This is a genomic window from Chromobacterium sp. IRSSSOUMB001 (genome assembly GCF_023507765.1).
Classification (GTDB): domain Bacteria; phylum Pseudomonadota; class Gammaproteobacteria; order Burkholderiales; family Chromobacteriaceae; genus Chromobacterium; species Chromobacterium haemolyticum.
This window is the reverse complement of record NZ_JALCYU010000014.1, coordinates 150,546-163,128: the sequence shown is the minus strand read 5'-3', so window position 1 is coordinate 163,128 and position 12,583 is coordinate 150,546. Positions and strand designations below refer to the sequence as shown.

Sequence of the window (12,583 nt, the reverse complement as noted above, 5' to 3'; positions counted from 1 at the left end):
AGACTTTGAACAGGTTCTTAGAGCGGCTAACAAAAGTCAGTTTCACGTCTGAGGCAAGGCGCGCCGACGCAGGCAGTACTTGGGTACGGCAAGTCGGCGCAACGCAGCATCAGGAGTTTTGTTAGCCGCTCTTAGTGCGCGGCGGCCGGATAACGCTCCCTCACCCAGGCTTCGAAACGGCGGCACATTTCCGCCTCCCCCGCGGCGTTGTCGGCGATCAGTTCGGCGCCGTGCACCAGCCGTATCGTCGCGTCCAGCCGCTCCGGGTAATCCCGCGCGTAGTTCCGTTCCACGGCGGCGGCGATCAGCCGCTTCGCTTCACGCCAGGCCTCGTCCACGCTGAGGTCGCAGGCCTCCGCCAGGTATCGAGCGTTGAAATGCTCGCCGGTCAGGCTCAGCAAAGTGGCGTCGTGATCCAGGCTGTTGCCCGGGGCCCAGTAATGTTCGGCCAGCAGCGGGCCGATCGCCGGGTTGTCGGTCAGGTAGCCGTATTCGCGCAGGAAGTAGGCTCGGGTCTGATACACCGCCATATGCGCCAGCAAATAGCCGTGATAAGACGCCGCCGACTCCTGGTTCAACAAATGCGGAATCGCCAACAGCGGCCGCGGGCCGCATTCGACGCCCAGGATCTCGCGCTCGCAGCGGCGCGCCAGCGCCAACACCGTCTCCGGCGTCAGTTCCGCTTCCGGCAGCCGGTACAGCTCGCGCTCGAAGTAAGCGACCACGGCGATGGACCGCTCGGAGAAAGCGAAGAAAGGCTGGGTCGCCTCGATGCGCGCGCGGATCAGCGCGTCCGGCATCGCCTCGCCCGCGGCGTTGCGGGCGTAGCGCTTCAGCCAATCGGCGTCGTTCAGCAGGCTGTCGCAGAACATGCTCTGAGTTTCGGCGTACGCCATCGAAGTGGGCGCGAACTCCTGGGAGAAGCACGGCGCGTTCTGGATCACATTGGCGAAATGAGCGGCGTGACCGCCTTCGTGGAACAAGGTATTGATCGCCCGCGCGCCGCTGCCCACCTGATCCGGCGTGGCATCGGCGGTGAAATTGATCCGGCCCGGCACCCAGCGGCCGCCGTCGTAGAAGCTCGGCACCGGCCCGTGGCAGAAGCCGTTCTGATACTTGCCCTTGCGCTCCACCAGGTCCAGCTGCATGGTGGCCTGCCGATACTGCACGCCCAGCCGGCGAAAACTCAGCACCCAGCGTTCCACCGCTTTGGAGAACGGCAGATAGGGATCCATCTGCCGAGTCACGTCGCCGCTCATATGGAAGCGCAAATTGTACGGCAGCAGCGCGTCCGCGCCTTTGTCGTCGGCCAAGCGCCGCAGCGCCCGCTGATTGGCGTCGCGGGTGCGCGCTTCGAAATCGTCGAGCACGGCGAACAATTCATCCGACGTCATCTGCTCGTTCTTGCGCACCTTGTGCTCAAAATAATCGGCGCTGCCCAGGCTGCGCGCCAGCGCATTGCGCTGTTTGACGATGTCGAGAAAGCCGTTGTCCAGCACCCAGCGCTCCAGGTCGAGCAAGGCGTCGTGCGAGCTTTTACGCGCGGCGAGATCCGGGTTGGTGGCCATATTGATGGCCAGCGTGGTGAGCGTCGCCTCTTCGCGCTCGCCGCGCTCGTTGATGTGGCTGAGCGCGAGGTCGCGGCGCTTGGCGAACAACTCGGCCTCCATCTCGATCAGCCGGCGCATCTGCTCCTGCGCCGCCGCGCTGTCTATGATGTTGCTTTCAAACAGGGCCAACCAACCCTGATAGCCGTGCAGCAAGTCGTCGCGCTCCGCGCCGGCCGGCTGCGCCTGCAAACGCTCCAACGCCGCGCGCACCGCCGCCAGCCGTTCCGGGCTGGAGATAAAGGCCTTGTAGTCGGCTTCGGCGCGGGCGAAACCGTCGTGATCGTCGGACACCGCCATATAGGTGTCCCAGAACAGGTCTTCCTTGGTTTTATGCACCACCAGGTAATCGCGGTTGAGCTGGTCGAACTCCGCGCGCAGTTCGGCAATCGCTGTCATCTTGCTACTCTCCTTTGCGCTGTCCATCAGCCGCTTTTGGCAGGCCTGGACAGTCTGTTTATGAAATTTGCATTGAGTGTGCGCGCGCGTTCCACACGGGTCAAGTGCGAGCCGCTCCCATCGCTAAGAACCTGTTCAATGTCCGCTGAGCGTCGGCGAGACGGCGTTGAAAGCCCCTTCGAAATGCTCATGTACTCTATTTTCTCAGCCGCAACGCCTTGTCTCGCCTTAGCTCGCGAGATCGTGAACTGGCTCTAACAACTGGCGGCGGCCCATTGCAGCACTTCGCGCCGAGGGCCGGGGAACGGAGGCGGCACCGCGGACAACAGCAGGCTCAGCCGCGGCTCCGCGCCCAGCGGCTGAACCACGAAACCCAGCCGTCGCGCCAATTGCAACATGGCGATGTTGCCCGGCGCGCAATCGGCCCAGATCCGGTGCCAGCCCAGCTGGCGGTAGCCGAAGTCCAGCATCATCCGCGCCGCTTCCAGCGCGTAGCCCTGGCCCCAGGCCGATTCCGCCAGCTCGATGCCGAAGCCGGCTTCGCCGCCGCGCTCCAGCCCGCGCAAGCCCACCGAGCCCAGCAGCGCCTTGTCTTCGCCGCGCACAATGGCCAGCTGCCAGCCACGGCGGGGGGAGTCGCGCTGCTGTTCCAAAAAGCGCAGCAACAATTGCCCGCTGCGCGCCGGCGTCACTTCTTCAGGCGGGTAATGACGAGCGAACTCGCGGCCGCTGCGCGCCATCGTGTAGGCCGAGTGATCATCCGGGCGGAAATCGCGCAGCATCAGGCGCCGACTGTAGAGCAAGGGGCTCAACATAAGCCGCCCTTCTCCAGCCGCAGCCGGTGAATGCGCTGTTCCAGTTCCTGGCGCTGGTATTGCCTTTGTTGATCTTGGTGCTGAGCCTGGCTTTCTTGCCATGCCTTATCGGCCGACGCCGCGTGGTCGTCGCCGAGGATGTCGCGCAGCAAGTGACGCGACAGGGGAATAAAGAACAATGCCATGATGGCGTAACCTGTAAAGAACGATAAAGATCATGGACGGCTGGCCCGCGGGGAGCGGAAAGACGTCCGGCATGCGCCGTCAAGCTTGTGGGGCCTGGCGACGCTGCGCAGTCTGCTACCGGGCCGGCATGACGTCAAGCATAATCTGCGTGAAACATTCTAATGGCATTACAAAAAAACAGCAGCGGCCACGCCCTCCGACGCGGCCGTCCAGCCTAGTCGCTCAGCGCCACCAGCCCAGATAACGGGCAAGGCTCGTGGAAATGGCCGCGTCGGTCAGCCCCAGTTGCAGGCCCACCAGCGCCGCGTAAATCTGCATGCCGTGCTCGTCCGGCATATAGGGCAAGGCCCAATCGCTCAGCATCGGATACAGCATGCAAGCCAGCAACAAACCCGCCGCCAAGGCCGCGCCCACCCAGGCGCGGGAACGCGCGCGCAGGGCCAAGCGGATCAAAAGGTCCGAACCAAAGAAAACCACGCTAACCAGATAGAGCGCCATGACGCGCCTCCTTGCAAAATATTGACCATGTCACTCCGCCGCCGGCAGCACGAAGGCAGCTCGGTGCGAATGCTTGTTTTTGGGGCAATCAGGGCGGCAACGGCATCATAACGATGCATGGGCGGCGCGGTGCGGCCGCGCTCGGTGCTATGGAACTGCGGACACGGGCCGGATTCGGCTCGGCAATGGGCCGGAACCGGAAGTGCCCGGCGACGGCCCATTGAGTGGTTTATAGCAAACTCTCCTAATGAAAACAGCCCGCGTTTCTTGCGAAACGCGGGCTGCTCTGGCGGGGGAAAACTCAGGCCGCTGCGGCGCGCCGCCCCTGCCACATTTGCAGTAATCCGGCGATGGAGTACAACAGCAATGCCGCCCAGATCAGGCCGAAGCCGATGGCACGACCGCTATCGAACGCTTCACCGAACAACAACACGCCCAACGCCAATTGGATGCTGGGGCCGATGTACTGAATCACTCCCACCGTAGCCAGCTTGAGCCGGCGCGCGCCGGCGGCGAACAGCAACAAAGGCACCGCGGTCACCACGCCTGCGCCGATCAGCAAGCTGGTCTGCATGGCGGAACCATGACCGAAAGTCCCCTGTCCCTGCCATTCGAACCAGACCAAGGCTCCTGCCGCCAGCGGCGTCATCAGGAAGGTTTCCAACGCCAGCCCCTCCAGCGAAGCCAGCGGCGCTTTCTTACGCAATAGACCGTACAGGCCGAAGGTGGCCGCCAACGACAGCGCGATCCACGGCAAGGCGCCGGCGCTGTAGGTGATCCAGGCCACGCCGCCCGCCGCCAGCAGCAAGGCGGCGTTCTGCAAACCGCTCAGACGCTCGGACAGAAAGAGCCTGCCCAGCAGCACGTTGAACAACGGGTTGATGAAGTAGCCCAGGCTGCCCTCCACCACGTGGCCGGCGTTCACCGCCCAGATGTAGATCAGCCAGTTCAACGACAGCAACAAGGAAGACAGGCCGAAAATGCCCAGCTTGCGGGGTTCGCGCACCGCCGCCGGCAGCCAGCCCCAATGATTGCGCACGGTCAGCACCGCAGCGACGAACACCGCCGACCAAACAATGCGGTGGCACAGAATTTGCAAAGCCGGGACTTCGTGCAGCGGCTTCCAGTACAGCGGAAACAGACCCCAACAGATGAAGGCGGCAACGGTGAAAGCGACGCCGCGGCCGCTTTCGGAAGTAGAAGAATTTGAACTCATGGAATTTCACACAGCAAGGGAGGGGGTCAGGATGACAGCTTAACCAAATTGCCACAGCGGAAAAACCGCTATTCAATCAACAGATTGTTCATTATTCAAAACAATGACTTTCCAGATGGCAAGCATGCTGCGCTGGCACAATCGCCGCAGTCGACGTCCACATCAGTCAATCTCTTTGACGTTGACGTAAACGTAACTTATAGTCCGATCAAATAGAGAAAAGACTCTAGAATCCAGCCCCGGACCAGGGACCGCGCCGACATGCCAAGCAGCCGGCGATCAAAAACAACACCGGCTGGAGATGGAGCTCAACCGCTGACAACAAAGGAGAAGCCGTCGGCGCCGCACAGACCGCAACCATGCGGCGGGCGCAGACACACCGAGCCGCCGCCCAGGGTAGAAGCTGTTTACGATCGTAAATATGTTCTTAGGGGCGGTGGCGTCGGGCCAGCGGGTCTAAAACTTAAGGAGAAGGCCGGCCGCACGCGCCCACAAGGCGCAGGCCGGCCCATCGCCACAAGCGATGGGACGTCCACAGCGCGGCGCTGGCGCCCGCGGGACGCGCCCGAGAATGACAGGAGGAGAAATCATGTCGATCCGCCACGCAGACCTGGAAGAAAAATACACGGCCCCCACCGGCCAGGTGCTGATGACCGGGATTCAGGCGCTGGTGCGCCTGCCCATGCTGCAACAACAGCTGGACCGCGCCGCCGGGCTGAATACCGCCGGCTACGTCACCGGCTACCGCGGCTCGCCGCTGGGCAACGTAGACCAAACCATGCAGAAGGCCGGCAAATACCTGCAGGAACACAATGTCGTGTTCCATCCCGGCCTTAACGAGGACCTGGCCGCCACCGCGGTCTGGGGTACTCAGCAAGTGAATATGTTCGATGGCGCCAAATACGACGGCGTCTACGCGCTGTGGTACGGCAAGGGCCCGGGCGTGGACCGCTCCGGCGATGTGCTCAAGCACGGCAACGCTGCCGGCACCAGCCGCCACGGCGGCGTGCTGCTGGTGGCCGGCGACGACCACGCCGCCAAATCCTCCACCTTCCCGCACCAGTCCGATCACATCCTGGCCGCCAGCATGATTCCGGTGCTGAGCCCGTCCGGGGTGCAGGAAATCATAGATTACGGCCTGCACGGCTGGGCGATGAGCCGCTATTCCGGCTGCTGGGTGTCCATCAAGGCGATATCCGACACGATTGAAAGCTCGGCCATCGTCGACATCTCGCCGGAACGGTTGCAGTTCAAGATTCCGCAAGACTTCCCCTTGCCCGAGGACGGCCTCAACATCCGCTGGCCGGACGCGCCGCTGGCGCAGGAAAAACGCGTGCTGCACCACCGTCTGTACGCGGCGCTGGCCTATGCCCGCGAAAACAAGCTGAACCACATCACTCTGGACTCTCCCAAGCCGCGGCTGGGCATCATCACCTGTGGCAAGAGTTATCTCGACGTGATGCAGGCGCTGGACGATCTGGGCATAGACGAGACGCTGGCCGCCGACATCGGCCTGCGCATCTTCAAGGTGGGCATGGTGTGGCCGCTGGAGCCGGAAGGCGTGCGCCAGTTCGCCGAAGGGCTGGAAGAAATCCTGGTGGTGGAGGAAAAACGCCAGATCATCGAATACCAGCTGAAAGAGCAGCTGTACAACTGGCGTGACGACGTGCGGCCGCGCGTGGTGGGCAAATTCGCCGAAAAAGGCGAATGGGCGCTGCCCCACGGCGACTGGCTGCTGCCGGCCGCCGGCGAACTGACCCCGGCGATGATAGCGCGCGCCATCGCCGGCCGGCTGGCCTTGATCTTCGACAGCCCCATCATCCACGACCGGCTGAAGTTCTACGACGACAAGGAAGCCCAGTTGGTCAAACCGCGCGAATCCATCGCCCGCGTGCCGCACTACTGCTCCGGCTGTCCGCACAACACCAGCACCAAGGTGCCGGAAGGCAGCCGCGCCGTCGCCGGCATCGGCTGCCACTACATGGCGCACTGGATTCAGGCCGACAGCACCAAGACCTTCACCCAGATGGGCGGCGAAGGCATCACTTGGGTGGGCCAGGCGCCGTTCACTCACACCAAGCACATCTTCACCAACCTGGGCGACGGCACCTACTTCCACTCCGGTCTGCTGGCCATACGCGCCGCCGTGGCCGCCAAGGTCAACATCACTTACAAGATTCTGTACAACGACGCGGTGGCGATGACCGGCGGCCAGCATGTGGACGGTTATCTGGACGTGCCCATGATCACCCGCCAACTGGCGGCGGAAGGCATCAAGCGCATCGTGATCACCAGCGACGACCCGGACAAATACCAGAACGTCCAGGGCTTGGCGGCCGGCGTGGAAGTATTCCACCTCCGCGAGCTGGACCGGCTGCAAAAAGAACTGCGCGAAGTCGAGGGCACCAGCATCCTGATCCACGATCAGACCTGCGCCGCCGAGAAGCGTCGCCGCCGCAAACGCGGCGATTTCCCCGACCCTGCCAAGCGCGCCTTCATCAACCAGCAGGTATGCGAAGGCTGCGGCGACTGCGGCCAGAAATCCGGCTGTCTGTCGGTGCTGCCGGTGGAAACCCCGCTGGGCCGCAAACGCAAGATCGATCAGTCCAGCTGCAATAAGGACTACTCCTGCGTAGAAGGCTTCTGTCCCAGCTTCGTCACCGTGGAAGGCGGCCAACTGAAGAAATCCGCCGGCAGCAGCGCCAGCCTGAGCGCGATGCCCACACTGCCGGAACCGACGATCCCGCCACTCCACGAACCGTTCAGCATCATGGTCACCGGCGTGGGCGGCACCGGCGTGGTCACCATAGGCCAGGTGCTGGGCATGGCGGCCTATCTGGACCGCAAAGGCGTCACCGTGCTGGACATGGCCGGCCTGGCGCAAAAAGGCGGCTCGGTGTGGTCGCATGTGCGCATCGCCGACAGCCAGGACAAGCTGCACGCCGTGCGCATCGCCGCCGGCGACGCCAACCTGGTGCTGGGCTGCGACCTGGTGGTGACCGCCGCCGAGGAGGCGCTGGCCAAAATGCGCGACGGCTTCAGCCACGCCATCGTCAACAACTACGAATCGCCAACCAGCGCTTTCCTGAAGAACCCGGATGTGCGCTTCCCCAGCAAGGCGATGAAGGACGCCATCGTCGAATCTGTCGGCGCCGGCCGCTACAGCGAGGTCAACGCCACCCGGCTGGCCACCTCCCTACTGGGCGACGCCATCGCCAGCAATATGTTCATGCTTGGCTACGCTTGGCAAAAGGGCTTGGTGCCGGTGACGCTGGAAGCAATCATGGAAGCGGTGCGTCTGAACGGCGCCGCGGTCAAGTTCAACCAGGACGCCTTCAGCTGGGGCCGTCACGCCGCCCACGATCCGGCGCGCATCGAAGCGCTGGTCAGCCCGTCGGCGGTGGTAGCCTTCGTTCCACGTGAAACCCCTGACGCCGTGCTGCACCATCGCGCCACCGCGCTGACCGCCTATCAGAACGCGGCGCTGGCCGAACGCTACAAGGCGCTGGTGGCGCGGGTGCGTCAGACCGAGGAAGCGTTGAACCCGGCAAGCAGCGCGCTGACGCTGGCGGTGGCCAAAAATTACTACCATGTGCTGGCGTACAAGGACGAGTACGAAGTGGCCCGGCTCTACACAGACGGCGGCTTCCAGCGCGAGCTGGCGCAGCAGTTTGACGGCGATTACCAGCTACGCTTCCACATCGGCGCCGGCTGGATCACCGGCGGGCAGCCGCGCAAAGTGGCCTTCGGCCCCTGGCTGCTGACCGGCATGAAGTGGCTGGCCAAACTGCGCTTCCTGCGCGGCACCCTGCTGGACCCGTTCGCCCGGCAGGCCGACCGCAAGCTGGAGCGTCGGCTGATCGGCGAGTTTGAGCGGCAGGTGGAAGACTTGCTGAGCGGACTGACGCTGGACGCGCTGCCGCGCGTGGTGGAGCTGGTGAAAACCTGGGAAGGCGTGCGCGGCTTCGGCCACATCAAGGAGCGCAACTACCAGCAGGCCAAGAGCAAACAAACGCAGCTGCTGAGCGAGTTGAAGCCGGGCGGCAAGAACCGCCAGGTCGCCTAAGTCAAAGCAATGAAGTTGCTGTAAACGTAGTACCCGAGTGTTCCTACAGCTTGCGGGCGTCGACCATGTCGACGCCCTCTTTTTTCGCCTGTCCTTTCTGCCAGCCGCCCCTTTCTCCAATTGAAAATGCCAAAGGCATTTTCTAGCTTCAAGACTGGCGCGCTCCCGCGCCGCCCCATCCCAAGCTTGTCCGCATAGGAGATTCCGTATGTCCCTGAACTGTCGCCATGGCTTGCTCGCCTTCGTCTGCGCCCTCTTGCTGGGCTGCGCGTCCACGCCCGGCAGCGACCGCTGCGCCGGCCAGACCCAGCCGCCGATGCCGGGCATGAGCACGGTCGACAATCCCGCTTTGCTGAACAGCGCGCTGGGCCAGCCCGGCAAAGGCGGCCTGTGCACCGGCCAGGTGCGGCGCCAGGACGCCGCGGATCAAACCGTGACGGTCTACCGGGTGTACGACAGCGGCAAGGCCAATTCGCGGCTGGGCCGCTGGTGGTCGTTCAGCGCGCCGCAAGGGCCGGTGGCCGCCTACCGCGCCGCCAACGCCATCTGCCCGAGCTGGAGCCAGCTCAACCGCGTGGTGCGCTGCCAATTGAAAGTGGGCGCCCAGGTGGCGGTGGGACCGGGCCAGAGCGCCGATTGCGCGCCGGACCCCAACTACCCGCCGTCGCCGGTCAACCAGGTCTACGTTCCCAACGCCAGCCCGGACAGCTTGCTAGTGGAGCGCTGTGAGGATCTGGGAGATTTCCCGCCGGCCTCTTGAGCAAGACTCCACTCAATTGACGCCAATCATCAGAGCCATCAGCATGGTCGTTTATTCCAACAAGAGAAACGACCATGCGCCTTAAGCCTCTTCTCGCCGCCGGTCTGTGCGCCGCGCTGTTCCACGCCGGCCCGGCGCTCGCCGCCGAAGACAGCGCCGCCGCCGCCAAAGCGTTGCTGCAGGCGATGCGTTACGACGAGATGATCGTGCAGACGATGCAGCAGATGGAAGCCACCATGCAGCAGCAAATGGAGCAGCAGCTGTGGCAAAGCCAGCCGAACTGCGCGCAGACGCCGGCTTGCAAAGACAAGGTCGGCGCTTTTCTGCAACAGCTGCGGAAAACCCAACAAGCCTATTTCCAGTCCGCCGAAACCCGCAAGTTGTTGCAAGAGGTGCAGGTCCAGGCGCTGAGCAAGCACTTCAGCGTCGCCGAGATCCGCGAGATGAGCGCTTTCTATCAAACCCCCACCGGCAGCAAGATGTTGCGGCTGATGCCCAAGATCGTGGCGGAAACCGGTCCGGCGGTGATGCAGGACCTCAACCAGCGCTTGCTGCCCAAGCTCAAGCGGCAGATGGACGAGTTCGCGCGTCAGAACGGCGTCCGCTGAACCGGGAAGCGGACAACAAAACGGGGCCGTCGGCCCCGTTGTCGTCTGGCGTCCGCGGCGCTCAGCTCTGACGCACCACCATCGCCTGCTCCGGCGCCGGGAAGCCGCCGGCAGCCAGGGTTTCGCGAATCACGCGGTTGCTGTCGAAATACACCTGCCAGTAGTCCTGCGGCTTGCAATACGGCCGTACCGCCAACACCGGCCCCAAGGGCGTGAACTCTAGCAGGCCCACGTCCGGCGCCGGGCTGGCCAGCACATTGGGCACCTTGGCCACCGTCTCCCGCAGCAAGCTCATCGCCGCCGCGTGATCGGCGCTGGCGGCCAACTGGGCTTTCAGGTCCACCCGTCTCTGCTCGGTGGCGCTGAAGTTCTGGATGGTGTCGGAAAATATCTTGTTGTTGCCGACCAGGGTCAGCACCCCGTCCGGCGTGTCCACCGCGGTGGCGAACAGGCCGATGTGCTTGACCGTGCCGACGACGCCGGCCACGCCCACCAGATCGCCCACTTTGAACGGCCGCAGCACCACCAGGAAGATGCCGGCGGCGAAGTTGGCCAACAAGCCGCTCCAGGCCATGCCCACCGCCACGCCGGCGGCGGCGATCACCGCGGCGAAGGTGGTGGTCTGCACCCCGAAGAAGCCTAGGATGCCGATCACCAGCACGATGGTCAGCGTCACGTCCAGGAAAGACTTCACGTACTGGCGGATGGTGTGGTCCAGAGATTTGCTGGCCAGCTTGGCGTCCAGCAGGCGGGTGGCGAAATTGATCAGCCAGCGGCCCACCAGCCACAGCAAGATGGCCGACACGATGTTGAGGCCGATTTTCACCGCCAGATCGGACCAGTGACTCCAGTTGATGGCATCCATTTGTAAATTCCCCTTTTCAACGGTTTTGCAACATGTTTAAAGATAGGAGCTTGCCACAGAAATACCAAATGAATTTTTACGCGAAGCTTCGCCGCCCTGCTTCTGCCGCCCGCGCGCTCAGCGCCTAGTCAAAGTCTCGCGAGCAAGGGCGAGACAAGGCGAAAACTGGCGAAAAAGCGGAATGTACACGTGGTACATGAGCATTTTGAGCTCGTACTCGCCGTGCAACGCTTCACGACGCGCAGCAGACTATGAACAGGTTCTCAGGCCCCGGACAAGGCGCGGCAGGTCTCCCCTATGCCGCCCAGGATGCGCAGATCGAAGGCGTGGTCCATGCGCGTGGGCGTGTAATTGATCAAGGCGGTGGCCACGCCGGCCTGCGCCGCTTCCAGCGGAATCAGGTTGACCGGCGACACCTCCAGCGACGAGCCCATCACCAAGAGCAGATCCGCCTGCAAGGCGGCGTCGAAGGCCAGCTCAATCAAGGGCACCGCCTCGCCGTACAGCACCACGTCCGGCTTGAGCACGTCGTGGCACAACCGGCAGACCGGCAGCGGATGGTGCAGCACGTAATCCAGCGCGTGGGTGGTGTCGCAACTGGGGCAGCTGGCGGTCAGCAAGCTGCCGTGCAGCTCCAGCACCCGGCCGCTGCCGGCGCGCGCGTGCAGGCCGTCGATGTTCTGGGTCAGCACCGTCACCCGCTTGCCTTGCTGCTCCAGTTCCGCCAGAAACTGGTGCCCTTCGTTGGGCCGGTAGTCGCCGATCAGCTTGATGCGGAATATTTCGCGGAACGCCTGCCAGAACGCCTCCGGATCGCGGCGGAAATAATCGATGGACACCACCTCGGCCAGGCTCATGCCGCGCGACCATAGGCCGTTGGCGGAACGGAAGTCCGGGATGCCGGACTCGGTGCTCATGCCGGCGCCTGTCAGCGCCACAATGGTTTCCGCCTGCTCCAGCATCTGGCGCAGGCGGTTGATTTGCTCGGACATCTATGCATTCCAGCTATTGATTGAATCCACTATAGAAGCTGGCCGCGTCGTGCACTCGCGTACCGTGGCTTCAGCTTAGCCGTTTTCATGACATACGCTCAGCCGGCCGTTGGCACAGGGTATTTGACGGCGTTCTTGGCCATCTTGTCGCGTACCGCCGCGTCAAGATCCACGCCCGTCACCATCGCCAGCCGCGTCAGGTAAAGCAACACGTCGGCGATTTCTTCCTGCAGATGGGTGAAACGCGCCGGGTCCTCGCGCAGCGAGGCGGCCTCCTCGTCGCTCAGCCACTGGAAGATTTCCGCCAGTTCGCCCACCTCTCCCACCAAGGCCAGCATCAGGCCGCGCGGCGTATGGTGGCGATTCCAATCGCGTTCATCGGCGAAACGCTGCAATGCGGCGGAGAGTTTTTCAGTAGAAATCAGGGTTTCGCTCATCGTTCTATCCGGGTTTCACGTGGAACATCAGGCGCTTGCCGCCTCAGAGCTTATGGAAAGTCTCGCGAGCACGAGCAAGACAAAGCGTTGCTGCTGAGAAAGTGGAATGTACACCTGGTATATAAGTATTTCGA

11 protein-coding genes are annotated in these 12,583 nt (G+C 63.3%); 3 read left to right on the top strand and 8 right to left on the bottom strand.

The annotated features are described in order from the left end of the window. Positions 1-131: 131 nt before the first annotated feature. The 5 genes from MOV80_RS18420 to rarD form a co-directional block, all read right to left on the bottom strand. Positions 132-2,006, bottom strand: a complete 1,875-nt coding sequence (locus MOV80_RS18420) for a M3 family metallopeptidase (protein WP_118268498.1) — start codon at positions 2,004-2,006, stop codon at positions 132-134. A gap of 254 nt (positions 2,007-2,260) precedes the next feature. Beyond that, on the bottom strand, positions 2,261-2,821 hold the full coding sequence (locus tag MOV80_RS18415; RefSeq protein ID WP_052051843.1) for a GNAT family N-acetyltransferase: 561 nt from the start codon (positions 2,819-2,821) through the stop codon (positions 2,261-2,263). Then, entirely contained in the window at positions 2,815-3,006 is a 192-nt protein-coding gene (locus MOV80_RS18410; RefSeq protein ID WP_019100418.1) for a hypothetical protein, read from the bottom strand. The genes MOV80_RS18415 and MOV80_RS18410 overlap by 7 nt, the downstream gene beginning before the upstream one ends. 223 nt (positions 3,007-3,229) lie before the next feature. Continuing rightward, entirely contained in the window at positions 3,230-3,505 is a 276-nt protein-coding gene (locus tag MOV80_RS18405) for a hypothetical protein (protein WP_019100417.1), read from the bottom strand. 301 nt (positions 3,506-3,806) lie between these two features. Then, positions 3,807-4,721: an EamA family transporter RarD gene (gene rarD, locus MOV80_RS18400; protein WP_249605360.1), complete on the bottom strand. Its 915-nt coding sequence runs from the start codon at positions 4,719-4,721 to the stop codon at positions 3,807-3,809. A gap of 589 nt (positions 4,722-5,310) precedes the next feature. On the opposite strand from rarD, the gene MOV80_RS18395 reads away from it, so the two are divergent. The 3 genes from MOV80_RS18395 (at position 5,311) to MOV80_RS18385 (ending at position 10,155) form a co-directional block, all read left to right on the top strand. Next, a complete protein-coding gene (locus MOV80_RS18395) occupies positions 5,311-8,787 on the top strand; it encodes an indolepyruvate ferredoxin oxidoreductase family protein (RefSeq protein WP_249605359.1) in 3,477 nt (1,158 codons plus the stop codon). Between the two features lie 208 nt (positions 8,788-8,995). Continuing rightward, positions 8,996-9,547 (top strand): hypothetical protein, encoded by a 552-nt coding sequence (locus tag MOV80_RS18390; protein WP_019100414.1) that lies wholly within the window; start codon positions 8,996-8,998, stop codon positions 9,545-9,547. A gap of 74 nt (positions 9,548-9,621) precedes the next feature. Next, entirely contained in the window at positions 9,622-10,155 is a 534-nt protein-coding gene (locus MOV80_RS18385) for a DUF2059 domain-containing protein (protein WP_019100413.1), read from the top strand. Positions 10,156-10,216: 61 nt separating this feature from the next. Here MOV80_RS18385 and MOV80_RS18380 read toward each other — a convergent pair whose 3' ends face one another. From MOV80_RS18380 to MOV80_RS18370, 3 genes are all read right to left on the bottom strand, one after another. Beyond that, on the bottom strand, positions 10,217-11,020 hold the full coding sequence (locus MOV80_RS18380; RefSeq protein ID WP_043589154.1) for a mechanosensitive ion channel family protein: 804 nt from the start codon (positions 11,018-11,020) through the stop codon (positions 10,217-10,219). Between the two features lie 263 nt (positions 11,021-11,283). Next, a complete protein-coding gene (locus MOV80_RS18375) occupies positions 11,284-12,012 on the bottom strand; it encodes an NAD-dependent protein deacylase (protein WP_019100646.1) in 729 nt (242 codons plus the stop codon). A gap of 98 nt (positions 12,013-12,110) precedes the next feature. Then, positions 12,111-12,449 carry a nucleotide pyrophosphohydrolase gene (locus tag MOV80_RS18370; protein ID WP_019100647.1) on the bottom strand — a complete coding sequence of 113 codons (339 nt, stop codon included), beginning with the start codon at positions 12,447-12,449 and terminating at the stop codon, positions 12,111-12,113. Positions 12,450-12,583: the final 134 nt, after the last annotated feature.

What these genes read in the sequence shown, in the direction of transcription:
- MOV80_RS18420 (WP_118268498.1), bottom strand. Translation starts at nt 2,006, where the DNA reads ATGACAGCGATTGCCGAACTGCGCGCGGAGTTCGACCAGCTCAACCGC.
- MOV80_RS18415 (WP_052051843.1), bottom strand. Translation starts at nt 2,821, where the DNA reads ATGTTGAGCCCCTTGCTCTACAGTCGGCGCCTGATGCTGCGCGATTTC.
- MOV80_RS18410 (WP_019100418.1), bottom strand. Translation starts at nt 3,006, where the DNA reads ATGGCATTGTTCTTTATTCCCCTGTCGCGTCACTTGCTGCGCGACATC.
- MOV80_RS18405 (WP_019100417.1), bottom strand. Translation starts at nt 3,505, where the DNA reads ATGGCGCTCTATCTGGTTAGCGTGGTTTTCTTTGGTTCGGACCTTTTG.
- rarD (WP_249605360.1), bottom strand. Translation starts at nt 4,721, where the DNA reads ATGAGTTCAAATTCTTCTACTTCCGAAAGCGGCCGCGGCGTCGCTTTC.
- MOV80_RS18395 (WP_249605359.1), top strand. Translation starts at nt 5,311, where the DNA reads ATGTCGATCCGCCACGCAGACCTGGAAGAAAAATACACGGCCCCCACC.
- MOV80_RS18390 (WP_019100414.1), top strand. Translation starts at nt 8,996, where the DNA reads ATGTCCCTGAACTGTCGCCATGGCTTGCTCGCCTTCGTCTGCGCCCTC.
- MOV80_RS18385 (WP_019100413.1), top strand. Translation starts at nt 9,622, where the DNA reads ATGCGCCTTAAGCCTCTTCTCGCCGCCGGTCTGTGCGCCGCGCTGTTC.
- MOV80_RS18380 (WP_043589154.1), bottom strand. Translation starts at nt 11,020, where the DNA reads ATGGATGCCATCAACTGGAGTCACTGGTCCGATCTGGCGGTGAAAATC.
- MOV80_RS18375 (WP_019100646.1), bottom strand. Translation starts at nt 12,012, where the DNA reads ATGTCCGAGCAAATCAACCGCCTGCGCCAGATGCTGGAGCAGGCGGAA.
- MOV80_RS18370 (WP_019100647.1), bottom strand. Translation starts at nt 12,449, where the DNA reads ATGAGCGAAACCCTGATTTCTACTGAAAAACTCTCCGCCGCATTGCAG.